This is a genomic window from Bradyrhizobium sp. WBAH42 (assembly GCF_024585265.1).
In the GTDB taxonomy this organism is placed as follows: domain Bacteria; phylum Pseudomonadota; class Alphaproteobacteria; order Rhizobiales; family Xanthobacteraceae; genus Bradyrhizobium.
The window spans coordinates 6,828,842-6,850,964 of sequence record NZ_CP036533.1; the positions used below are offsets into that span (position 1 = coordinate 6,828,842).

Below are 22,123 nucleotides of genomic sequence, written 5' to 3' on the forward strand. Positions count from 1 at the left end.
TTTGCAAGAGTTGCCATGACCATGAATGCCCTCGCTTTCTCCAACAGCCCCCTCACTCGCGAGGTCATGGAGCCGTTCTGGCTGCCGATGACGCCGAACCGCCAGTTCAAGTCGAAGCCGCGCATCTTCGTCGGCGCCGAAGGCATGCACTACGTCACCGACGACAACAGGCGCATTCTCGATGGCATGGCGGGACTGTGGTGCGTGAACGCAGGACATGCGCAAAGGCGCATCGTCGAGGCGATCCAGGCGCAAGCGGCGAAGCTCGACTTCGTCTCCTCGTTCCAGATGAGCCATCCGGCCGCCTTCGAGCTCGCCCGCCGCATCGCCGAGATCGCGCCCGCCGGCCTCGACCACGTCTTCTTCACCAATTCCGGCTCGGAATCGGTCGACACCGCGCTGAAGATCGCGCGCGGCTATCACCGCGCCCGCGGTGAAGCCAGCCGCATCCGCTTCATCTCGCGCGCAAGAGCCTATCACGGCATGGGCTGGGGCGGCCTGTCGGTCAGCGGCATCGTCCGCCACCGCAGGGATTTCGGCCCGCTGCTGCCCGAGGTCGATCACCTCCCGCACACGCATAGTCCCGAGCACGCGGCGTTCTCGCGCGGGCAGCCGCAATGGGGCGCGCATCTCGCTGACGAGCTGTCAAAGCTGCTGCAGGTGCACGATCCCTCGACCGTCGCCGCCGTCATCGTCGAGCCCGTGACCGGCTCCGGCGGCGTGCTGCCGCCACCGGTCGGCTATCTCGAGCGGCTGCGCCAGATCTGCGATCAGCACGGCATTCTCCTGATCTTCGACGAGGTGATCACGGGCTTCGGCCGACTGGGCGCAGCGTTCGGCGCCAACGCCTTCGGCGTGACGCCCGACCTCATCACCTGCGCCAAGGGCATGACCAATGCCGCCGTGCCGATGGGGGGCGTCGTCGTCAGCGGCAAGGTCTATGACGCGCTGATGCAGGGGCCGGACAACGCGATCGAGCTGTTCCACGGCTACACCTATTCGGCCCATCCGCTGGCCTGCGCGGCCGGTCTTGCCGCGCTCGACGTGTATCAGGATCTCGGCCTGTTCGAGCGGGCGCGCCGCCTCGCGCCGGCGTGGGAGAACCACGCGCACGGCTTGCGTAACCTTCCCCATGTGTTCGATATCCGCAACATTGGGCTGCTCGCCGCAATCGATCTGAAACCGCGCGAGGGTGCGCCGGGCGCGCGCGGCAGCGAATGCGCCAATCGCTGCTATGACGACGGCATCCTGATCCGCGGCAGCGGCGATACGCTGCTGATCTCGCCGCCTCTGATCATCACCGAGGAACAGATCGCCGATATCTTTGCTGCCATTGGCCGCGCATTGAACAGCATCAGCTGACGGCCGCCGTCCTGCATGAGGGCGCGCTACCCATGGCGTAGCCGATCGGCTTCTGGTTGTCGTCGAGATAGGAGAAGGGGATCGAGGAGTCGCGGAAGCCGAGCGTGATTGCGCCGGTCTCCTTGACGTCCTTCAGCGTTCCCGTGAGTTCCTATGCCATCGCCGGCCCGGCGGACAACGCGCCAACAAGCAGACAGAAGCTGATCCGACGGTGTTTCACGAAATTCCCCCTCTTTTGGTGTGACTAACGATACTTCAGCGACTCGATCTCGAAGGCCTGGCAGGCGATTTGACCCGTACTTTCGCAACCTGCTCCGCACGCCCGCCTGCGGCATGGGCCGGATTATTCCTGCACAATTCGGACCAAAAGAGATTTAGCGAGCGCTGGCTATTCGTCCGGTCCTTGAATGCGACTAATGATAGCGGCAACGCCCATTTGTTGCCCCCGATGGCCGCCAATCCCTTGCGGCCATGCGCCGCGGCGGTGCCTTCCGTAAGCCAGGCGACGCCGCGGCCGGCCAGCGCCATCTCGCATAGCACATCGGACATGTCGCTTTCGATCACCCGCTGGCCGGCGATCGGGGCATTCTCCAGGATGAGATCGACCAGGCGCGCGAAATAGACACCGGGCGAATACATCAGCAGCGGAACCGGATGCGACGCCTTGCCCGGCAGCGATATGCCTCCCTTGCCGGCCAGCGCCTCGCTGACATAGGGCCGCAAATATTCGGTGCCGAGGCTCACGCGCTCGTAGCGGTCCGGATCGAGATGGATCGGCTGCTGGGCGTGGTGATAGCAGATCATCAGGTCCGCGTTGCCCGACACCAACGAGGTGACGAGATCGTGGATGTTGCCGACCACGACCGAACAGCTCATGCGCCGCTCGGCGGACCAGGCCTGCCACCACTGCGGCAGCTGCGCCGTCGCCATGGCGAACGGCAGTGCGATCCTGATGTGCTCATGCGAGCGCAGCGGCTTGCCGCCAAGCTCGTCGCGGCTGTCGAGCATTTGCCGCAGCAATTCGCCGGCATGCTCGCGAAAGCGCTCGCCTTGCGGCGTCAATTGCGTCGGATAGACGCTGCGATCGATCAGATCGAAGCCGAGCCAGGCCTCCAGCGACTTGATGCGGCGGCTGAACGCCGCCTGCGACGTGTTCCGCCGCTCGGCCGCACGGGTGAAGTTGCCGGTCTCGGCCACCATCAGAAAATCCTGCAGCCAGCGCAGTTCCATCACGCGACCTGTCTTGATGCGGGACGCTGCGGCAGATCCCCCGCGATACCCTGCTCCCGACGGCGCGGGACGGCGCGCGTCGACCGGCATTGCTTGCTGCCACGGTATTGGTTGCCCCATGGCGCGCAACCTAGCGAAGCGGCATATGCCCTGACCAATGCAAGCCTTGCATCAGGGTCTTCCGACGCCGATCCCCGCCCAATTCGCTTCAAATCCCGGCCTTTCATGCGCCGATCCGCATTCGCCCGATAACGCCCGACTGCTCCCAGCGTGCTACGGCGGGGCCAATCATGCAAGTTTTGCATGATGCAGACATGGCATCGCCGGCGGCGATCAGGCCGCCCTAGATTGGCGGCCGCAACGCCACTCCTCGTCCCGATCAGCTCTCTTGCCGCATCGGGCGACAGCCCAGAATGAGTCCTGCCATGAAAATCTGTGTCCTCGGCGCCGGCGTCATCGGACTGACGACGGCATGGTGCCTCAGCGAGGCCGGACATGACGTGATCATTGTCGACCGCCATGCCGAGACCGGCGCCGATGCCAGCGCAGCCAACGGCGGCCAGCTGTCCTATGCCTTCGTGACCCCGCTGGCATCGCCTGCGACACTGTTGAAGCTGCCCTCGCTGCTGATCGCCAGAGGCTCGCCGATGCGTATTCGCCCCGGCCTTGATCCGCAGCTGATATCCTGGGGCGTGCGCTTCCTGCTCGCCTGCCGCTCGGCCGCCGTGCGCGACACCGTTGCCGCGCAGCTCGCGCTTGCCGCCATCAGCCGGGACGAATTGACACGCCTTTCGCAGACGCTCGATCTCGCGTTTGGATTGCGAACCGCCGGCAAGCTGGTGCTGTTCCGATCGCCCAGCGAATTCGACGCCGCGCGAAGCGCCGTCACCGGCGAGGCCGGCGCTGATCATGCGCAGCAGGTGCTCACGCCGGCCGAGTGCCTCGCACTGGAGCCCGCGCTCAAGCTCGGAGCACGCGAACTCGCCGGCGGCATTTTCACCGCCTCCGAACAGGTCGGCGATTGCGCCGCGTTCTGCGCCGCGCTTGCCGACCGGCTGACGCAGCGAAACAATGTCGAGTGGCTGCTCGACACGCCTGTGACCGGACCGGTCCGGTCCGGCGGCCGTCTCGTTGGCGTGGACACCGCCAAGGGGCGCGTGCAAGCCGACCGCTTCGTTCTCTGCATGGGAGCATCCTCGAGCGCCTTTGCAAGAGCTTGCGGATTCTACCTGCCGATCTACCCGGTCAAGGGCTACAGCATCACGCTGCAGCCCGCGCGCGACGCCAGCGCGCTTCGCCACAGCGTCACCGACTTCGAACGCAAGCTGGTGTTCGCGCCGCTCGCGCGCGACCAAGGCACGGCGATCCGGGTTGCCGGGATCGCCGATCTCGACGGCAAAGATGCAAGCCTCGATCCGGGCCGTCTCGACATCCTGCGCCGCGCGGCGGCGGAAATGCTGGGGATGGCGACTGGCGGCGACGTCGAGCCATGGTGCGGGCTACGCCCCATGACGCCCGATAGCCGGCCGATCATCGGGTGGTCGCCGCTCTCCGGGCTGTTCATCAATTCGGGCCACGGCATGCTCGGCTGGACGCTGGCCTGCGGCAGCGCCCGCCTCACCGCTGACCTGATCGACGGCAAGCCGGCGGCGATCGAAGCCGGCGCGTTTGCGGTGCGGCGCGCGGCGTGAAGGTTCTGTCAGATACGTTTTTTCTTTGTCGCCGAGATCCCAGAACAGGTCCGCCATGAGCGCAAGGGTCGGCTGTTGGCGAGGAAGAACTTCTTGAGTGCCCGGCAGACGCTCCTCCGATGCAAATTTTGCATTGGCTGGCCGGGAGAACGCGAACTAGCCTGCTGCGCGCATGACGGAGACTTTTCAGATGAAATGCCTGCCTGCCCTTCTTGCCGCCATTTGCTTTGGTCTCGTCCCGACTGCCGCTGCGTTCGCCGCCGACACGGCCGATCTCCTCATCAGCGGAGGGACGATCTACACCGGCGCCGACGAGGCGCCGTTCGTCGGCGACGTCGCGGTGAGCGGCGACAAGATCGTCTATGTCGGCCCGCATGCCGGCGCGCCGGCGGCAAAGGCCAGCATCGACGCACAGGGCATGATCGTCGCGCCCGGGTTCATCGACGTCCACACCCATCCCGAAAGCTATATCCGCTCGGGCGATGCGGCCAAGCGGCTGAATGCGCCATGGTTGACGCAGGGCGTTTCGACCATCTTCATCGGTGTCGACGGCAGGGGTACGCCCAACGTCGCGGCCGATCAGGCCGAGCTCGAGGCGCAAAAGGTCGGCACCAACATCGTCAGCTATGTCGGCTTCGGTGCGGTCCGCGAGGCGGTGCTGGGCCATGATGCCCGCGCGCCTTCGCCTGATGAACTGGAACGCATGAAGGCGCTGGTTGCCAAAGCGATGTGCGAGGGCGCCATCGGCCTTTCCGCCGGGCTGTTCTACGCGCCGCAGAGTTTTGCCAGGACCGAGGAAGTGGTGGCGGTGGCGAAGGAAGCCGCGCGCCGCGGCGGCATCTACGACACCCACCAGCGCGACGAGAGCTCGTATTCCATTGGTCTGATGAACTCCGCGAAGGAGGTGCTCCAGATTGGCCGTGAGGCGGAGATGCCGGTGCATTTTGCGCATCTGAAGGCGCTCGGCGTCGACCTGCAGGGCCAGGTGCCGGAAGTGATCGGCCTGATCGAGGCGGCGCGCGCGGCGGGCCAGAAGGTGACGGCGGATCAATATCCGTGGCTGGCGTCGAGCACGAGCCTCGATGCGGCGCTGGTGCCGCGCTGGGCGGTCGATGGCGGCTATGCGGCGATGATCAAACGTTTCGACGATGCGGCACAGATGGCGAAAATCCGCGGCGAGATGATCGAGAATTTGCGCCGCCGCGGCGGCCCGGACTCGATCCTGCTGACCAGCGTCGATCGGGAATGGACGGGAAAGCGGCTGTCGGAAATGGCCGAGGCGTGGAAGGTTGAGCCGGTCGACGCCGCGGTGCGCATCCTGCGCGCCAACCCGCGCGACTCGATCGCTTCCTTCAACATGATCGACAGCGATGTCGACCTCGTGATGAAGCAGCCATGGGTCGTCACCGGCTCCGACGGCACCGACGGCCATCCCCGGCAATTCGCCACCTTTCCGCGCAAATACGCCGTCTACGTCAGGGAGCGCCAGGTCATCGATTTGAAGACGTTCATCCGTCAGTCCACCGGGCTGTCGGCCGACATCTTCAAGCTCGACCGCCGCGGCTATCTGCGGCCGGACTATTTCGCCGATGTCGTGGTGTTCGACCCGGCCCGCTACGCGCCGAAGGCGGATTATGTGCGCCCGCGCGAGCTAACCGTCGGTGTGCTGACGCTGTTGGTCAACGGCGCGCCGGCGATCCAGGACGGCCAACTGACGACGGCGGCCAGCGGCCGCGCGCTCAAGCGCACGCCGGCGCCGGGGACTTGTCCTTAGAGACCGCCCGAGGGCCTTTCAAATGACGACCTGATTATGAATGTTGTATCAAAGGAGCGCGACCCTCAGAGGTACCGGTCGCTGCGCTGCCTTACGAATGATGCGCCGCCGCTGGCGCTGAGCGTAGACCGTCGCGTCGATCAGGATCTCGGCATGTGGCACTTCGACCATGCCGCGGCCGCCATCGGCATCTAGCCGATACGGATGATCGTCAGCGATAGCGAGCATTCGTGCAACGCGCGTCCGAGCTCAGCGGCCTGACCACGTGACATCATAGCGCCGCCACCGTTGCAAAGCCGTGCTCTGCGGCCTCGAGCGCGGCGGCGATGTCGGCCTCGGTATGGGCGGCGCAGAGGAACATGTTGTGCTTGGGGTGGAAGTAGACACCCCTTGCAAGCATCGCGCTGCAGAAGGCCGAACCCTTCCGGTAGTCCGGGTCCGCTTCAAACAAAAGGGTCGGCATTTGCACAGGTCCCGATTGACGGATCGAAAGACCGAACTGACGGGAACGCGTGTCGAGGCCATCGCGCAGCGTTTGCCCGAGCTGCGCGAGGCGGGTCGGAACATCGTCCCTGCGCACGATCTTCAATGTCGCGACGGCAGCAGCCATGGCGACGGCGCCGGCCCAGAATGAGCCCGTGACGAAGACCTGGGACGCGGCACGGCGCAGCCAATCGGCTCCGGTCACAGCCGCCAGGGCATGACCGTTGGCGATCGCCTTGCTCCAGGCCGACAAGTCGGGCCGAACACCAAGGCCTTCCCAGCTACCCGCGGCATTCAGGCGGAAGCCGGCGCGAACTTCGTCGATGAGCAGCGCGGCCCCCTTGCTGTCGCAGATGCGACGCGCCGCACGCGCGAACTCTGCGGTGGGAAGTTCCTGGTCGCACCCGAGATCGTGGCGGAACGCCGAAATCAGGATTCCGGCAAGATCATCGCCCGCCGCCCTGGCCGCCGCCTCGAGGCTCTCGACGTCGTTGAACGTGAAATATCCGAGATGGGCGCGATCCTCCGCGGTCACGCCGAGAAGCGACGGCGAGCACCACGGCACGGCACCATGATAGGCGCCCTTGGCGACGAGGATCTTTCGTCGACCCGTTGCAGCCCTTGCGATCGTGACGCACGTCGTCGTCGCATCGGTGCCGTTCTTCTGAAACTGCGTCCAATCGGCATGTCCCACCATATTGACGACAAGCTCGGCCAACTCGACCATGACTTCGGCCGGACCATTGAGGCAGTCGCCGTCGCGCCGCTGACGCTCGGCGGCTTCCTCCACCTCGGGATGGTGATGGCCAAGCAGGTTGGGACCCCAGCTGCACATGAAGTCGACGTAGCGATGACCATCGACATCCCAGAGCACGCCGCCCTCGCCGCGGCTGAAGAACTGCGGATACGTCTCCGGCAACTTGGCCGCGTGGAGATGTCCCCACATCCCGCCCGGCACAACCTTTTCGGCCCGCGCCCGCAGGGCAGCATCCCTTGTCCTGATCATCTCCGGCATGCTCTCTTCTCCAATTTTGATATATCATATATTATGTTGTCGGATACAAGGGAATTGTTGCTTTGCCGGCCCGGACCCGTAGACCTCGTATCAAAGGCTAGGGTGCGGATCCGCCCCCGTATCGGCGGGGATTGCCGAAACAGCCCAGACCTTGCGGGGACCGAGAATGGCTGACGTTGAACAGAGACATGGCGAGGGCGCTGTGGGCCCGGTGGCTCGCGACAGCCTGACAAGCCTGGTCTACAACAATCTGCGCCAGGCGCTGATGGAAGGCCGGTTCTGGCCGGGCCATCGCTTCAAGATTCGCGACCTTGCTGCGACCATGAACGTGTCGGAGACGCCCATTCGCGAAGCCCTGATGCAGCTCGTGCGCGGCCGCGCGCTCGAGATGCAGGCGGGACGCTCGATCATGGTCGCCCACATGACCGCCAAGCAGTATATCGAGCTCAGGACCGTCAGGCTGTTTCTCGAGGGACTTGCCGCCGAGCACGCAACCACGCGCATCTCGGACGCCGATATCGACAGGATGGAGGCCACTCACCGCGAGCTGATCAGCGCGGAGAAAGAGCACAGATGGTCCGACGCGGTTCGCGCCAACTGGCAATTCCACCGCGGTCTCTATGATGGATCGGGGCTTCCCGAAGTACTCGCCATCCTCGACGATATCTGGATGCGGAACGGACCCTTGTTGAATTTCCATTATCCGCACGCCCCCCCAACCTATCCAAACGAACATCAGCACCTGTCCGTTCTCAAGAATCTGCGGCAGCGCCGGCCAGACAAGGTTCGCGAGTCGATCCAGGCGGACATGATGGAGGGCGGCCAGAATCTCGTTCGGTTGCTGGAAAAGCATGGCGGCACGCGCTTCATGACACCCGAGACGGCCATCGACGAAGACGTCGATATTGAAGCGACGAAGACGCGCGCTGCACCACCTGCCAAGGCAGCACGCGCGAAATCCAGGCGTCGCTGAAAGTTGCTCACGCGGAACGGGGCGCAGTGAAACGATCGAGGATGTTGCGGGTGATCCGCTGCGTGTACGGATCGCCGCGCTTCAGCCCCATCACCCATTCGCAGGTCGCGGCTGTCAGCACCTCGCCCTTGCCGCGGGTCATGTGCACCATCATGCCAGAGCCGTATTTGTAGCGGGCCAGACCCTCGGGCGTGACCTCACCGTTGATGCACTCTACCAGACCTTCGTGGTCGCTATTGCGGATGTAATAGCGGAAGCCCTCACCCTGCGGCTCGTCTTCGGCCAGGACGGCCGGCGCCATCGCCAGAATCTGAATGGTCTCGGGCTGCCCCTCGGCCGGGACTGGAAAAGGAAGCCCGTTGCGGAACGTGTAGTCCAGCCCGTCGACCTCGTAGGCAAAGATGTGCTGCTTGTCGCCGAAGATGTCGGCATAGTGCAGCCCTGTGCCGGCAAATGCCCAATGCTCCGGGCGATAGACCGTAAAGCCTCGTTGGCCGTTCGGCGCGAATCCGCCCCAGGACGCGTAGAGGCCGTGCGCACCGTTCACGCCGACCGTCGAGGCGCCGGGCCAACGGACGTTGCGATCTTCCCAGGCAGACGTCATCAGACGCGCGCGGTCCGTGCCGACGATCGAGTCCTTGTGGATGGCTTTGAACTTGTAGCAGACTTGGCGCTTGCCATCGTCCTCGAGCCGGATCTGCCACAGGAAGTTGGCGCCGAAGCGCGCGAGCCGCCCGCCGCCCTCCACATAGCGCTCGATCGCCTCGCGCATCTCCCATGTCCAGTACTCGTCATGGCCGATGATGGTGACGCAAGGATAGGCCTCGAGCAGCTCGGGCCGGTAGTGAAGATCGGTCTGGGTGATCATGTCGAGGGCGTAGCCTTCCTTCTGCGCCCAGAGCACGAAATGCCGATCGAACTGGGCCCAGCCCGCTGCCGCATAATATTGGCCAAAGCCGTTGGAGAACGCCCACTCCTTCATCTGATAGCGTGGCGCGTCGCCCATCTCGGGCGCGGGATTGGCGCAGATGCGCGGTGCGCCGGGCGGCAGCCAGACCACGCCGCGCGTCCATGGCCGCTGCAGCGACAACACCGGCGACGGCTCGTCCCGCTCAGGACCTTCGACGCCGAAATAATGATTGGCACCGCCGAAATCATTGTAGGCGGTCCAGGTGCCCGTCGGCAGGATCATCAGTATCTTCGCGCGCCGCGTTTTCTCGGTCGGGCGCACGACGAAGAAATGATGCTGGATGAAGCGCGCCCCGTTCGCTCGCTCGCACGACGAGACCACGCGATAAAAGCCCGATCGCAGATCCGGCGGCAACGTCCAGCGATGAGCGACGGGCCAGTTGCAGCCGTTGCGATAGGCATCGGACGGCGTAGCCGCGAACACGCCGTCAAGCGCATCGACCTCATGCACCATCTCGGGCTCGAGACCGTCGCGATAGATCTGCAACCGCCAGGCCTTTGCGGTCGCGGAGGAGCGAAAGACGACTTCGTCTCCCGGGTCGTAAGACATCGCATCGGTGTAGGTGTAGACTTCCGCGACGGCGGGATCGCCGCGCGGAGCCTCATACCAGGGCTGGCTGGCCCAGTGCTCGTCCGCATGCATCGGGCGCGCCTTCCGGGGAGCGACGTTGAAGGATCCCAATTCCGGCGGGTGAAACTCAGGCTTGTCCGACATGACAGCCTCCCTGGTTCGATCTGGCGACGAGACGGCAATTTTGCATGTTGGGCCGAAATCGAGGCCGCAGTCTAGGCTTTGGCAGGCATGACGAACGGCCTTGGATCGAGAAAGCGATTCACGACGTTCAACGTGATGGTGCTGATGTTGTTGTCGTAATTGTTGTGACCCAACGACATGCCGTAGGTGATCGATCCCGTCGCAAAGACGGCGCCGCCATGGGCGGTCTCGAAGAACACCATGTCGGCGCGCACCAGCGCATTCTGCGTGCCGTCGAGTCCGTCGACCACGGTGCGAAACTCCTCCGGCGTGGGCAGCGCGCCCGCGCCCAATCCTTCCGACGTCGCGATCCGCAGCGCATGCGGCGGCGTACCGAGCTCGAGATCGTACCGGTCGATCTCGCTGCCGACGGCACCATTGTAGCGAAATCCAAAATCACCGAACTTCTCGTGACGGCCCGTGCCCTCGAAGATGAACGCGACGCGCGCATCGTCGCTTTCGGCGGTGCGCAGATAGTAGCCGCAGGTATCGTTGATCATGGCCGAGAACCCGACGCCGACCAGCTTTTGCGGCGCAAAGCCCGAATGCCGCCACAGCGAGCCCGGCTCGCCGGTGCCGGCAAGATGCACTTCGCCCGGCTCCGATTCCCAGGTGCGCGTTCCGGCCGTGCCGCGGCGAACTTCCAGCGCGGCGGGCGCGGCCGGATGAAAGCCGCAGCGCCAATAGAATGCGTTGCCTCCCATCGAGATATGCCGCCCGCCCGCATTCTGATAAGCCATGATCGCGTTCATCATGTTGAAGCTGTAATATTCGGGATGGGTCGGCGTCATCATGACCCGGTAAGGGGCGAGCGCCCGCGCTCCTTCCCGGTCAAGCTCGACATCCGTGATCAGATCGTAGGCGATCCCCTTCTCCTCGAGCCAGTCGAGGATGTGGGTGTCGTTGATCAAATTGAACCAGTAGCCGCGCGGACGCATGTTGAGGACGGGCCGCAGCCAGGAGCTGTACGCCCGCCCCGAGCCGTCGACATGGCAATCATAGGTCGACTGGCCGATCTCCGGGTTCTCCTGCATGAAGACGTCATCTTGCGGCAACCACAGAACGTGCTCCATTAGCGTTTCGAAGTGAACCTGATAGAGACGCAGCGCGCTGTTGGCATAAGCCAGATATGTCGCAACCGAAGCGACCAGGACGAGATCCGCGCGTCTGGACGCCTTGCCCGGCGTCACGAAGAAGGTGACGTAGCTTTCGCAGTCCCGGTCGGGATTGTCGCCACCTGACGTCAGCCGGAGCGCATAGACGCCGGATCGCCAGTGGGCCGGCACATCGAGCCTGCAAGTGGTCTGCCACTCGCAATCGTAGATGTCGTCGCTGTGGAAATGAATCGCCGCATATTCCTGCAGCGACAGCCGCCAGTCGTGGACGGAGCCAGACCAGTGAAAGCCGGTGACGCCCCTGCGGGGCAACTGGCGGAGGCTGCCATGCAGGCCGTTCGGCGAAAGGTCCTTGATCGACAGCGACGAGATTCCGTTCGAGAAATCCCAGAAGGCGACAAGCCCGGCATCGCTCGCTCCCGTTCGCTGCCGGCCGTCGAATACCCGCAGCGCCTCTGCGTCCAACCGACACGAAAAGACACGCGGAGCTTCGATCTTGCCGTCGAAGTGCGAGGTATATTGGCAATCCCCATTCGCATGATGGGCCGCGATCAGGAACGGCAGGCCGGAATCGAGCGCGGGCGCGTGCGGCAGCGCGAACGATTTCGAATAGGCAGCGGCCGGCCGAACGCCGTCTGCCGGAACGATCAGCGACAAGGAGGCCGATCCCTGCGCAAGGTCAAGCGCGCACGATACGAATGCCCAGACGCGCTGCCGTAGCTTGACGTCGAGGGCAAAACGCGCCGGCGTACCGCTCACCTGGCCCAGCACCAGGACCAGTTGCCCCTCCTCGTCGAGCTGGAGCGCATAGCCGCGCGCCGAACGCTCGCACCAATTTCCCATCAAGGCCTTGGCATTGTCCGCGATCCGCGTCGGGTACACATAGGCTCCGAAACACCAATGCGCGCCGGTCGGGACCAGTACACCGTCGTGGTCAATGACGGCATTGGATCCCGGGCGGATCGGTTGGTCGAGGCAGGCATGCTCACCGTCAATGGGGCTCGTCATTACCTCATATTTGAAGCCCGGGCCGTTGGTGTCGACATCGCCGCAGCGCAGCCTGAGCACCTCGACCTTCACGCTCGGGCGCTTGCTGCTAAGCTGGAATCTGACGGCCTCGCCTGCCGGGACACTGATGCGATCCGGATAGCCGAGATACTCGTTGGTCTTATAGATCACCGGAAATCTCCGCAGGCAGCGTCGTTCCCGTCATCTCTTGCCAGCGCAGCTTGAAGACATGCCACTCCGCTTCAACAAGTGAGGTGAAGACGCGATCATCGACGAAAGGCATCGGATCGCCCCGACGCTTGGGGATGCGCGACAGCCGCCAGGCCTTGCCAGGCTCGAGCACGATCAGAACAAGCCGCCCTTCCGGCTTGCCCCATCGCATCCGCGCCAACAGCTTGCGAAGTTCCGGACTATGCACGCCGAGCGGACTTGCGCGGAACTCCTTGACGAGATCGAGCCTTCCGGGATCGATCACGTAGCGCAGCGCGCCGGGGTCACTGGTGTGATCCATGGTCGGTCCTCACTTACAAGCGCAAAATGGCAGCTAATGCGGTTTAACGTGTCAGCCAGGCCATCCACCGCTCCCGCAGTTCGTTACGATGTTCGCCGATCCAGGCGAAATCGGGCTTGACCAGCTTTTCGTAGTTCTCCGGCGAGGTCGCGTAGAGATTGCGCTCTTCCGGCTTCAACAGCTCGATGGCCGACTTGCTGGCCGTCGCATAGTTGACAGCGCGCATGAACGGCACGTGCGCGTCGGAGCTTGCATAGAAGAAGTCGAGATAGGCCATGGCGGCATTGAGGTCAGGCGCACCCTTGAGAACAGCCATGTAACCGGTGTCGCGAATGGCCTGGTCCCAAGACATCGCAACCGGGACGCCCTCCTTCACAACGGCGAGCGCGCGGCCTGAATAGCTCATGGCCATGACGACCTCGCGGCTGCGCATGATCTGCTGCACCTGGTCGCCTGTCTTCCACCACACCGCGACATTGGGACGGATCTCGTCCAGCTTCTTGTAAGCGCGATTGATGTCCAGCGGGAAAAGCTGCTCCGGCTTGACGCCGTCGGCGAGGAGCGCGGCCACCGGCACCCACCAATCGCTGTCGCCGGTGTCTGGCAGCCCGCGCGGCCCGGGAAACTGCTTGACGTCCCAGAAGTCGGCCCATGTCTTGGGCGCCTTGTTCTTGAACGTTTCGGTATTGTAGGTGATCAGCATGCCGCCGGTCGTGCGAGCAACGCCGTAGGGCTGACAGGCGTCGGAGACGCCGAACTTCTGGACGCTGGGCAGTTTCGCACAGTCGATCTTCTCGAGCATGTCGGTGCGTCCGACCAGGTCGGGACCCGTCGCCGTGACGATGTCGAACTCCACCTTGCCGGTTCGCTGCATCGCCTTGGCGCGCGCCCACTGGTCGGGGACCTCGATCGCGACCGGGACGATTTCGACATTCTTGGCCTTGTTGAAGGGATCGTAGAAATATTTCGCGAGGGTGTTGCCCATCAGGCCACCGGTCGTGGCAATCACCAATTGGTCTTCCAGTTTTTGAGCGGCAGCCGGCAACGCTCCACAAAGAACCAAACCAAGCACGACAGCTGCCGAATTCCACATCCAACCTGTTTTCAGCATCGACGATCTCCTCTCTCTGGTTCTCACTGGCTCGCTATCGGGTGACGCTGCGGGATCGGAGGACATGGGCCCCCAGCAGAATCAAAATGGATAGGACGATCAGCAGTGTTGCGATCGCGGGAATCACCGGCGTCAGGTTCTGCTCGATGTCCTCGAACATTCGGCGCGGCAGCGTCTTCTGGCGCACACCGGACAGAAAGAACGACACCACCGGCTCGTCGAAGGAGATGATGAAGGCAAACAGCGCACTGCTGGCGAGACTCGGCAGGACGAGTGGCAGCGTGACCAGGCGAAAGGCCTGGAAGCGTGTCGCGCCGCAGCTCATGGCGGCCGCCTCCAGATTGGCATCGACCTTTCCCAGGGCGGCGGCCATCGTGAAAACGACGAACGGCAAGGTGAGCACCGTATGCGCCAGCACGAAGCCTGGAACGGTGCCGGAGAGACCGATCGTCTGAAAAAACAGATAGAGGCCGACGGCGAGCGCGATATGCGGCACAATGACCGGCCCGATCAAAAGGATCTGGAAAGCCGTGACCAGCCGGCTGCGGCCGCGGATCATTGCATAGGTCGCGGCTGTGCCGATGACCGACGCGAAAAGAGCGGTCAGCAAGGCGACCTGCACGCTGAGCCAGGTGGCGGCACGCCATTGCCTGCTGTCAAAATATTCCGCGTACCATTTCAGCGTGAAGCCGGACGGCGGAAATGCCAGATAGTCGTTCTGGCTGAACGACATTGGAATGACGATGACGAGAGGCACGATGATGAAGGCCAGCACGGCATAGACATAGGCCCCCAGCGCAAGCGATCCGCGGTCGGTCGGCGGTTTCACGAGGCATTCCCCATCAGCCGGTCGAACCGCAGCGTCTTGCTGAAGACGATCGCCAGCAGCGTCACGAATACGGTCAGTACCCCGACCAGCGCCGCAGCGAAGGGCCAATCGAGCACCTCACGGATCTGCTTCGAAACGAGCGTCGAGATCATCATCTCCTGCGGCGAGCCAAGCAGGGCGGGCGTGATGAAGAAGCCGATCGCCGTGAGAAACACGAGCAGCGAACCGGAGACGACGCCCGGCAGACTCAGGGGAAGGATGACTTCCAGAAAGGTCCGCAGGCGCGTCGCGCCGAGCACGGCGGCCGCACGCCCATAGTCGTTCGGAATGCTGCGCAATGCGCCGTAGATCGGCAGGATCATGAACGGCAAGAGCACGTGGGTCATGGCGATGACGACGGCGCTCTGGGTGTAAAGCAGCTTGAACGGCTGTGACGTCAGTCCGAGAGACATCAACGCCGAATTGATCAGCCCGTTGCGCTGGAACAGGAATGACCAGGCGGCGGTGCGTACCAGGACGCTCGACCAGAGCGGCAGGATGACACAGACCGCGACAAGGGCGGCGACCGTTCCCTTCGCCCGGCTCATGTAATAGGCGACCGGGAAGCCGAGGATGACCGACAAGGCGGTCACCAGCGTTGCGGTCCAGAGCGTGCGCATCAGGACGCGCATGTGAACCGGATTTTCGACGACGCGCGCGTAATTATCCAAGGTCGGATGCGGCTCGAGGATGCTGATCACCAGGAGCTGCAGGATCGGATAGACGAAGACGAAGGCGATGATGGCGAAGAACGGCAGGAGCAGCAGCAACGTCGACAGGCCGCTCAGCCGGCGGCCGTCGGAATGCCAGAAATGCGATCGCCTCGCCTCCGTCATCGCCGCTTTCCCCGGTAGAGCAGCATCGCCTCAGTAGGGATAGTGAAGGTCGCAACGTCACCCTGGGCCAAGGAGCTGAGCTGCGAGGCGCCGGGGATTCGCGCGCGCATCTCGGTGCCGTCAGGCAGACGTCCGATCAGAAGCAGGGCTGCCCCGGCATAGACGGTGTCGCTCAGCGTCACAGTGATGACTTGCCCGGCGGGATTGGCGCCGAGTTGCAGCCGCTCGGGCCTCACGGCCAGCACCGCCGCCTCGCCGGCTGCAACCGGCTCGACGGCCGCCGTGGCCGGCAGGCGCCATATTTCACCCCAGGGCAGCGCCACAGAGATGCCGTCGCCGACGCTTTGGACGGCAACGTCGACGAAATTCATCTCGCCGATGAAGCCGGCGGTGAAGAGATTCGCGGGCCTTTCGTACAGCTGGCGCGCCGGCCCGATCTGCTGGATCTTGCCATCCCTCAGGACGGCGATCCGGTCGGCCATGGTCAGCGCCTCGCTTTGGTCGTGGGTGACGAAGATGACGGTGATGCCAAGCTCGGCGTGCAATCGCTTGATCTCGAGCTGCATGTCTTCGCGCAGATTCTTGTCGAGCGCACTGAGCGGCTCATCCATCAGGAGGACGCGCGGCTGATAGACGATCGCACGCGCGAGCGCCACGCGCTGCTGCTGACCGCCGGAAAGCTCATTCGGACGACGGTGGCCATAGCCTGCCAGACGCACGGTTGCGAGCGCGGCTTCGGCGCGCGCGTGACGTTCGGCCGTCCGGAGACCGCGCATCTTCAAGGGAAAGGCGACATTGTCGAGAATCGACATGTGCGGGAACAGCGTATAGTTCTGGAACACCATTCCCAGATTGCGTCTGTTCGAAGGAACATAGGTCAGGTCTTCGGAATCGACGTGAATGGTGCCGCTGGTCGGGAATTCGAATCCCGCAACGCTCATCAGGATCGTCGTCTTTCCGGAGCCGCTGGGTCCGAGCAGGGCGATGAACTCACCGGCAGCAATATCGATATCGACGCCATCGACGGCGGACACGGCACCGAAGCGCTTCTCCAAGCGACTGATGCGGATCGATGCGCCCGACGCCGATTGCCTGGCCGATGCAATATTCACGAAGCCTCGCTTCCCTTTCGCCTGCCCTCGGGCGGCCCTTGCACCCAATCCAAAGCCGCCCCAGCGACTTCGATATAATATTTGATATATCAGGTTATCGCGCGATGAACCCTGCGACAAGGGCCATCTGCGCGTCGAGCATAGGCTTTCCGCCGACGACCTTTGCGCCCTGCGCAGCCGCCCTTGCAAGAAGCCGGGTCACTGCAGGATTGACGATAATGTCGCTGACGGTGGCGCCGGGACCGACACCTTCGATGTCCAGCGGAAGCGGATCATCCGGCTTCATGCCGAGCGACGTCGTATTGACGATGAGATCGAATGCGCGCGCCTCCGCGCGGCCGGCGCTGACCTTCGTGGCGGGATAATGCGCCGCCACGGCAGCCGCAAGCGCACGAGCTTTCTCCTCATCCCGGTTCATGATCGTGAGTTCGCGCGCGCCGGCCTCCGCCAGTCCGAATGCAGTTGCACGCCCCGCGCCACCGGCACCGACCTGGAGCACCTTCCGATCGCGCACCGCAATTTCATGCTGCGCGAGGCTGGCGATGAATCCCCTCGCATCCAGATTGTCGCCGACGAGGCGCCCTTCCGCCGTCCGCTTCACGAAATTGACCGCGCCAATCAGTCGCGCCGTCGGCGTGATCTCATCGAGATGCTCGATCACGCCGGTCTTGTGCGGGATCGTGACGCCGAAGCCGAAGACGTTGCGCATGAGCCTGATGCTTGCGGCGACCTGGCCGAGATCGCCGGGCAGGACATGGATCGGCGACACCGCCAGATCCTCACCGATCGATCCGAAATAGGCATTCATGACCGCACTCGCCCGCACATGATCGATCGGGTCGGCGAGCACAAACATGATCTTGGTCTTGCCGGTGATCTCCATGGACTAGTCCTTCTCAGGCCGGCAGAGCAGCGCGGCCGTAACTGCCATAGCGTTCGACCACCCGCGCCATTTCGTCGTCGGCAAGGATCGCGGGTGCGCCGGCCTGACAGGCGAGCAGATACTGCCGGGCAAGGGTTTCGAGCTTCACGGTGAGGTCGAAGGCCGCCTGCAGCCCTGTGCCGACGGCAATCATCCCGTGGTTCGCGAGCAGGCAGGCCTTGCGTTGTTTCAGCGCCGCGACGGCGCCGTCGGCGAGAGCCCTGGTGCCGAACGTGGCGTAGGGTGCGCAAGGCACATCGTTGCCACCAAAACTGGCGACCATGTAGTGGAATGCCGGGATTGGCTTTGCGAGGCAGGACAGCGCGACGCAGCAATCGGCATGGGTGTGCACCACCGCGTTCACTTGCGGATAGGCGTTGAGGATCGCCAGATGCATGTGCCATTCACTGGAGGGCAAGCCGTCTCCAACCACCGTTCCGTCGCGCTTCAAACGGACGAGACCGTCGATGGTGGTGTTGCTGCTATGGCCGCCGGTCGGCGTGATGAGAATGTCTTCTCCGATGCGAGTGCTGACATTTCCGCTGCTGCCGTGGTTGAAGCCCTTGGCCTCGAGGCGGGCCACGATATCCAGCACGGATTGCCTGAGTTCGCGTTCGTTCAATTGGCTGCCTCCGGATTCAACATTGCTTCGAGCGTCGTCGCGAACAGGTCAACGGGGCCCAGCTTGCCGGACTTGAGACAAAGGGCCAACGGATCCTCGTCTTCAGTCACCGCGGTGCCGATGCCGGGTCCGCCATAGGGACCGACCCGCAAACGTCGAATGCCGAGCTGCTCGACGATCGCACCAGAGGTCTCGCCACCGGCCACCACGAAGCGCCGTACGCCGACGCTACGAAGAGAGACAGCGAGTCGACCAAGAATGGCCTCGGCGAGCTTCGCCGCGCCTTCACGACCGTATCGCTCCTGAGCCATCTTGACGGCCTCGGGCGTGTCCGAAGTGGCGAAGCCGATAGGACCATTCCGCAGCCGCGGCCGCGCCCAGTCGAGCGCGTCGCCAACCGTCGCCGCCGCATCTTCAGCGTTCAGAAGATTGATGCGAAGCAAGGGATGGCTCTTCTCGAATTCAGCAAGTTGCTCCAACGTCCGCTCGGCGCAACTCCCGGCGAGAACCACGCCGCCGCCACCAACCGCGCGCAAACTGGGCGGTCTCCTGGCCGCGGCGATGAGCCCCCGCGCCTTCCAGATGTCCGGGTAGTGCTGCACGATCGTCGCATTGCCTGTCATCAGCTTCCAATCACAGGTGAGCGTGGCAAGCGTATCGAGATCCCGATCGTAGATCGTGTCCGCAATGAAGTAGCGGATACCCCGAGCCGCCGCTTCCGCGATCGCGCGACCGGCCGAGTCCGCGCCGGCGTTGACCTGCGAATGCGCCAGAAGGCCGACCTTGGCCCGCGTTTGACGCTGCAGAACCCGGACCAGATCGGGATCGGTCATCGGCGTCAGCGGATCATTGCGTTTCGGCGAGTCCGAGATCAGCTCGGTGCCGAGAAAGAGATGACCGTTGTAGACACTCCTTCGAAGGGCGGGAGAAGCCGGGCAAAAGGCGGTGTATTCGGCGCCGGTCAGCTGCATCAGCAGATCGGAGACGGGGCCGATATTCCCCTGGTCGGTGGAATCGAACGTCGCACAATATTTGAAGAAGATTTGCCTCGCGCCCCGCGCAAGCAGCGCCCGTGCCGCCTTCGCCGTCATGCTGACGGCTTCGCTCGCGGGGATCACCCGCGTCTTCTGCGCGACCACGATAGCCGGCACATCGCCGCAGCCGCGAACCAGATCGGGGTCGGTGACAAATCCGCATTCGATGCCGGCAGCGACCAGCATCGCGGCCGTTTCCATGCCGCCGGTCAAATCGTCCGCCACCACCCCGAAGATAAGCTTCGTCATGCGTCCCGCAGATCTCGAGCAGATAGTCTGCGAACGTTGATACATGATATATCAAATATTGGCAAGACTTCCCGAGGTAAAGGTCCCGGAGTGCGGCTGGCAAGATGGCGGAGAGCGAACAGTCGAACCGACGTGTCGCGACCACAGACTTCGGACATGTGAGACCGCGCCGGCTCTCGTCCGCCGCCTGTGCACACACCGCCTCTAACGACGAGCACGTGATCGATCTGCTCAATCGGAAGGGGCGAAATGATGAAACGAAGGAAGATTCGCACGGCAATCTGGCCGCGGGAAAGGTCGCACGAGAGCCGTTTCGGGCTCGGCAGTTCTTCCCGCAATTTATTGAAGAAGACCGCTTTCGCGATGGTGGGCGCACCAGGGCTCGAACCTGGGACTCGCTGATTAAGAGGCAGCCTCGGGTTGAGAACAATCAATGAACTTACTGGTCGCAGCATCCGCGTGGTCGGAGCATCCGCGGGGTGAATCCTGGCATCTAGTTGGCGGCCTATCTCTTGAAACTACTCTTAGAGCAGCTCAAGGGGGCGGTTTGGAGCCTTTTCCGTTCCGATTGATCGAGTCCTCGGGTACCCTATTCGAGCTGCGTCGGCGGAACTGCTGAAGTTGATGGATGGCCGCATGGAGAGCGGAGATGGGCCGGCTCGATAAGCAGATGGATCCCTTCCACCCTGCCGCTCATCTGACAACGGCGGATCGCGTCCCTGAGAATCGAGGGCTTGAGCAAGTCGACACGGCGTCGGTCGTTGATCCAGCCCGAGAGCAAGCCGCCTCGTCGCCCGCGCAGTTTGGGTCGGGCCAGGCGGCGACCGGCGTAACGGGATCTCCCAATTGGATCGACCGAGCACGTCGCATCTGGCGGCGCCATCTCCAGCGCGATCAACTCCCCCGGACGACCGGAGGGTCGATGGGAAACTTCGAGCGGTGGTTGATCGCACTGCTGAGCGTCGGCTTCGTCGTGAGTTGCGTTTGCGCGATCATTGTCATCATGCAGGTCAACGCGCGCAAATTGGAGATCGCAACACTGCAACGTGATATCATCGCGCTCAAGTTACGCGTAGCCAGGCTCGATCAGATCGCAAGCGCCAATGAGATCCGCGAAAAGGCAAGCAGTGGAACACCCAGGCCGCCGTTGGAGACCCAACCTGACCAGGCTCCGCTTGTCCTGTCACGTGAAGAGATTCAGCTTATCCGAGACCATATCAAGCCTGCACCAGTTGCGGGCCCCGCGACTGAAACGATAAGGGTCGGCGATCCCGTCGTGGGAGAAACCGTTCCCTTTCCCTCTCCGATCACGGAGAAGGTGCGGAAACTGCTCGGCGCAAGATTTACCATTCGCAATGGCGTTGTTGTCATCATCCGCAGCGGCAGCCGTCACGCTGATGCTGTGATCGGGCCAAATTGACGAGAACTGGCCGCGATCGCAGTAGCCGATCGCCCTCTTAAGGCTGGTTGTTTGGTGGTCTTTCAATGAACCGCCGGCTGCCATTGAGAAGCTCGAGGTTATTGGCGATAACCGGGTTGCCTGGATCGAGCGAATAGGCCTTCTCAAACTTTCGGCGCGCCGCACTCAGATTGCCGCGCAGCATGTACGAATATCCCTGGTCATTTAGGACTTGCACAGTTTCGCCGCCGAGCCGGATCGCTCGGGCATAGGCCTGGTCAGCAAGGTCGAAACGACGCAGCTTGTCGTAGCTCGCCGCAAGTCCAATCCAAGCCGTGACGTCCTTGGGTGATTTCTCGACGGCGTCCTTGAAATAGCGCTGTGAGAGTCCGTAACTGCCGCGATTGTAATGCTCCAGGCCCAGCCGCACGGGCTCGTCCGACGGGTAGTACTTGACGTCGGTCGGCTCCTGCACGGGGTCTCCGCCCGGTGGCTCGACCGGAGCCACGATGGCAGCCTCCCGCGTGGTATAGTCACAAGCAGCAAGGCCTGGCGCCAGCCAGCAACAGGTCAGCAGTAGAATGGCACGTCGCATAATTTTGTCCCCGCCCGGCCCAGCGGACTCACTGCACCGCACTCAAAATATCCCATCGCCCAACTCAATTACCTGAAGTCGCTACCTGCCCTCTGCCCGGCCGACTGGCACCGATACTCCCGCCGATGCTCCCGCACCCAATCCAGTTACGTTGACATTCTGCGTGACCGGAGGCCGCTGGCCCATGAGTTTCGTCGGATCGCCCATGTCGGGAAGCTGATCCACCGGCTGTTGCTGATTGCCGTAACGCGTCACCGCGGAGCCCACGCGTCGAGCATCGTATGCGATCCGGCGATCGCCGACGTATCGCGGCCATGGATGGATTGTATGGGTGACGGCGTTGACCTCCTTGGCATTGCCGGCACTCATCGTGATGGTGTCGGAACGCTGAAAGTAGCGATCCACCTCGTCATGACCGGCGACGCCGTAACATCCCCCGAGGAGGAAGGGCGCAAACAGAGCCAGATACCTGATCGTCATCTCGCGCGTC

General features: G+C 63.4%; 20 protein-coding genes and 2 pseudogenes. 7 read left to right on the forward strand and 15 right to left on the reverse strand.

What is annotated here, in order from left to right; all coding sequences use genetic code 11:
* The first annotated feature begins 21 nt into the window (after window positions 1-21).
* Window positions 22-1,362, forward strand: a complete 1,341-nt coding sequence (locus DCG74_RS32335; RefSeq protein WP_373569537.1) for an aspartate aminotransferase family protein — start codon at window positions 22-24, stop codon at window positions 1,360-1,362.
* Window positions 1,363-1,393: 31 nt separating this feature from the next.
* On the opposite strand, the pseudogene DCG74_RS32340 reads toward DCG74_RS32335, so the two are convergent.
* Both DCG74_RS32340 and DCG74_RS32345 read right to left on the reverse strand, forming a co-directional pair.
* Window positions 1,394-1,522 (reverse strand): annotated as a pseudogene (locus DCG74_RS32340) (amino acid ABC transporter substrate-binding protein); the annotation flags it as partial.
* Between the two features lie 95 nt (window positions 1,523-1,617).
* Window positions 1,618-2,592: a LysR family transcriptional regulator gene (locus tag DCG74_RS32345; RefSeq protein WP_172785683.1), complete on the reverse strand. Its 975-nt coding sequence runs from the start codon at window positions 2,590-2,592 to the stop codon at window positions 1,618-1,620.
* A gap of 425 nt (window positions 2,593-3,017) precedes the next feature.
* Here DCG74_RS32345 and DCG74_RS32350 point away from each other — a divergent pair, with 425 nt between their 5' ends.
* The 3 genes from DCG74_RS32350 (at window position 3,018) to DCG74_RS32360 (ending at window position 6,252) form a co-directional block, all read left to right on the forward strand.
* Entirely contained in the window at window positions 3,018-4,283 is a 1,266-nt protein-coding gene (locus DCG74_RS32350; protein WP_172785634.1) for a D-amino acid dehydrogenase, read from the forward strand.
* A gap of 190 nt (window positions 4,284-4,473) precedes the next feature.
* Window positions 4,474-6,057: an amidohydrolase family protein gene (locus DCG74_RS32355; protein WP_172785635.1), complete on the forward strand. Its 1,584-nt coding sequence runs from the start codon at window positions 4,474-4,476 to the stop codon at window positions 6,055-6,057.
* 36 nt (window positions 6,058-6,093) lie between these two features.
* Entirely contained in the window at window positions 6,094-6,252 is a 159-nt protein-coding gene (locus tag DCG74_RS32360; RefSeq protein ID WP_172785636.1) for a hypothetical protein, read from the forward strand.
* 76 nt (window positions 6,253-6,328) lie between these two features.
* Here DCG74_RS32360 and DCG74_RS32365 read toward each other — a convergent pair whose 3' ends face one another.
* Window positions 6,329-7,555 (reverse strand): aminotransferase class III-fold pyridoxal phosphate-dependent enzyme, encoded by a 1,227-nt coding sequence (locus tag DCG74_RS32365; protein WP_172785637.1) that lies wholly within the window; start codon window positions 7,553-7,555, stop codon window positions 6,329-6,331.
* Between the two features lie 166 nt (window positions 7,556-7,721).
* Here DCG74_RS32365 and DCG74_RS32370 point away from each other — a divergent pair.
* Window positions 7,722-8,426: pseudogene (locus DCG74_RS32370) on the forward strand (GntR family transcriptional regulator); the annotation flags it as partial.
* A gap of 109 nt (window positions 8,427-8,535) precedes the next feature.
* Here DCG74_RS32370 and DCG74_RS32375 read toward each other — a convergent pair.
* The 10 genes from DCG74_RS32375 to otnK all read right to left on the reverse strand — a co-directional run bounded on the left by DCG74_RS32375 (window position 8,536) and on the right by otnK (window position 19,639).
* Window positions 8,536-10,212: a N,N-dimethylformamidase beta subunit family domain-containing protein gene (locus tag DCG74_RS32375; RefSeq protein ID WP_246708816.1), complete on the reverse strand. Its 1,677-nt coding sequence runs from the start codon at window positions 10,210-10,212 to the stop codon at window positions 8,536-8,538.
* Window positions 10,213-10,283: 71 nt separating this feature from the next.
* Window positions 10,284-12,545 carry a N,N-dimethylformamidase beta subunit family domain-containing protein gene (locus DCG74_RS32380; protein ID WP_172785638.1) on the reverse strand — a complete coding sequence of 754 codons (2,262 nt, stop codon included), beginning with the start codon at window positions 12,543-12,545 and terminating at the stop codon, window positions 10,284-10,286.
* Entirely contained in the window at window positions 12,535-12,885 is a 351-nt protein-coding gene (locus DCG74_RS32385; RefSeq protein ID WP_172785639.1) for a hypothetical protein, read from the reverse strand. Before DCG74_RS32385 ends, DCG74_RS32380 begins: the two co-directional genes overlap by 11 nt.
* A gap of 43 nt (window positions 12,886-12,928) precedes the next feature.
* Window positions 12,929-13,978 (reverse strand): ABC transporter substrate-binding protein, encoded by a 1,050-nt coding sequence (locus DCG74_RS32390; RefSeq protein WP_373569538.1) that lies wholly within the window; start codon window positions 13,976-13,978, stop codon window positions 12,929-12,931.
* Window positions 13,979-14,030: 52 nt separating this feature from the next.
* Window positions 14,031-14,825 (reverse strand): ABC transporter permease, encoded by a 795-nt coding sequence (locus tag DCG74_RS32395; protein WP_172785641.1) that lies wholly within the window; start codon window positions 14,823-14,825, stop codon window positions 14,031-14,033.
* Window positions 14,822-15,700: an ABC transporter permease gene (locus DCG74_RS32400; protein WP_246570736.1), complete on the reverse strand. Its 879-nt coding sequence runs from the start codon at window positions 15,698-15,700 to the stop codon at window positions 14,822-14,824. Before DCG74_RS32400 ends, DCG74_RS32395 begins: the two co-directional genes overlap by 4 nt.
* Window positions 15,697-16,806: an ABC transporter ATP-binding protein gene (locus DCG74_RS32405; RefSeq protein WP_172785686.1), complete on the reverse strand. Its 1,110-nt coding sequence runs from the start codon at window positions 16,804-16,806 to the stop codon at window positions 15,697-15,699. Before DCG74_RS32405 ends, DCG74_RS32400 begins: the two co-directional genes overlap by 4 nt.
* Window positions 16,807-16,906: 100 nt before the next feature.
* Window positions 16,907-17,695: a shikimate dehydrogenase gene (locus DCG74_RS32410; protein WP_172785642.1), complete on the reverse strand. Its 789-nt coding sequence runs from the start codon at window positions 17,693-17,695 to the stop codon at window positions 16,907-16,909.
* A 13-nt stretch (window positions 17,696-17,708) separates the two neighbouring features.
* Window positions 17,709-18,356, reverse strand: coding sequence for a class II aldolase/adducin family protein (locus DCG74_RS32415; RefSeq protein WP_172785643.1), 648 nt, complete (start codon window positions 18,354-18,356; stop codon window positions 17,709-17,711).
* Window positions 18,353-19,639 carry a 3-oxo-tetronate kinase gene (otnK, locus tag DCG74_RS32420; RefSeq protein WP_172785644.1) on the reverse strand — a complete coding sequence of 429 codons (1,287 nt, stop codon included), beginning with the start codon at window positions 19,637-19,639 and terminating at the stop codon, window positions 18,353-18,355. The genes DCG74_RS32415 and otnK overlap by 4 nt, the downstream gene beginning before the upstream one ends.
* 218 nt (window positions 19,640-19,857) lie before the next feature.
* Here otnK and DCG74_RS32425 point away from each other — a divergent pair, with 218 nt between their 5' ends.
* On the forward strand, window positions 19,858-20,076 hold the full coding sequence (locus DCG74_RS32425; protein WP_172785645.1) for a hypothetical protein: 219 nt from the start codon (window positions 19,858-19,860) through the stop codon (window positions 20,074-20,076).
* 212 nt (window positions 20,077-20,288) lie between these two features.
* Window positions 20,289-21,059 (forward strand): hypothetical protein, encoded by a 771-nt coding sequence (locus tag DCG74_RS32430; protein ID WP_172785646.1) that lies wholly within the window; start codon window positions 20,289-20,291, stop codon window positions 21,057-21,059.
* Window positions 21,060-21,096: 37 nt separating this feature from the next.
* On the opposite strand, the gene DCG74_RS32435 is transcribed toward DCG74_RS32430, so the two are convergent.
* Together DCG74_RS32435 and DCG74_RS32440 are read right to left on the reverse strand one after the other, a co-directional pair.
* Window positions 21,097-21,513: a tetratricopeptide repeat protein gene (locus DCG74_RS32435; RefSeq protein ID WP_167772265.1), complete on the reverse strand. Its 417-nt coding sequence runs from the start codon at window positions 21,511-21,513 to the stop codon at window positions 21,097-21,099.
* A 201-nt stretch (window positions 21,514-21,714) separates the two neighbouring features.
* Complete coding sequence (locus tag DCG74_RS32440; RefSeq protein ID WP_172785647.1) at window positions 21,715-22,113, reverse strand: hypothetical protein; 399 nt, start codon at window positions 22,111-22,113, stop codon at window positions 21,715-21,717.
* Window positions 22,114-22,123: the final 10 nt, after the last annotated feature.

What these genes read in the sequence shown, in the direction of transcription:
- DCG74_RS32335 (WP_373569537.1), top strand. Translation starts at nt 22, where the DNA reads ATGAATGCCCTCGCTTTCTCCAACAGCCCCCTCACTCGCGAGGTCATG.
- DCG74_RS32345 (WP_172785683.1), bottom strand. Translation starts at nt 2,592, where the DNA reads ATGGAACTGCGCTGGCTGCAGGATTTTCTGATGGTGGCCGAGACCGGC.
- DCG74_RS32350 (WP_172785634.1), top strand. Translation starts at nt 3,018, where the DNA reads ATGAAAATCTGTGTCCTCGGCGCCGGCGTCATCGGACTGACGACGGCA.
- DCG74_RS32355 (WP_172785635.1), top strand. Translation starts at nt 4,474, where the DNA reads ATGAAATGCCTGCCTGCCCTTCTTGCCGCCATTTGCTTTGGTCTCGTC.
- DCG74_RS32360 (WP_172785636.1), top strand. Translation starts at nt 6,094, where the DNA reads ATGAATGTTGTATCAAAGGAGCGCGACCCTCAGAGGTACCGGTCGCTG.
- DCG74_RS32365 (WP_172785637.1), bottom strand. Translation starts at nt 7,555, where the DNA reads ATGCCGGAGATGATCAGGACAAGGGATGCTGCCCTGCGGGCGCGGGCC.
- DCG74_RS32375 (WP_246708816.1), bottom strand. Translation starts at nt 10,212, where the DNA reads ATGTCGGACAAGCCTGAGTTTCACCCGCCGGAATTGGGATCCTTCAAC.
- DCG74_RS32385 (WP_172785639.1), bottom strand. Translation starts at nt 12,885, where the DNA reads ATGGATCACACCAGTGACCCCGGCGCGCTGCGCTACGTGATCGATCCC.
- DCG74_RS32390 (WP_373569538.1), bottom strand. Translation starts at nt 13,978, where the DNA reads ATGTGGAATTCGGCAGCTGTCGTGCTTGGTTTGGTTCTTTGTGGAGCG.
- DCG74_RS32400 (WP_246570736.1), bottom strand. Translation starts at nt 15,700, where the DNA reads ATGACGGAGGCGAGGCGATCGCATTTCTGGCATTCCGACGGCCGCCGG.
- DCG74_RS32410 (WP_172785642.1), bottom strand. Translation starts at nt 17,695, where the DNA reads ATGGAGATCACCGGCAAGACCAAGATCATGTTTGTGCTCGCCGACCCG.
- otnK (WP_172785644.1), bottom strand. Translation starts at nt 19,639, where the DNA reads ATGACGAAGCTTATCTTCGGGGTGGTGGCGGACGATTTGACCGGCGGC.
- DCG74_RS32430 (WP_172785646.1), top strand. Translation starts at nt 20,289, where the DNA reads ATGGGCCGGCTCGATAAGCAGATGGATCCCTTCCACCCTGCCGCTCAT.
- DCG74_RS32440 (WP_172785647.1), bottom strand. Translation starts at nt 22,113, where the DNA reads ATGACGATCAGGTATCTGGCTCTGTTTGCGCCCTTCCTCCTCGGGGGA.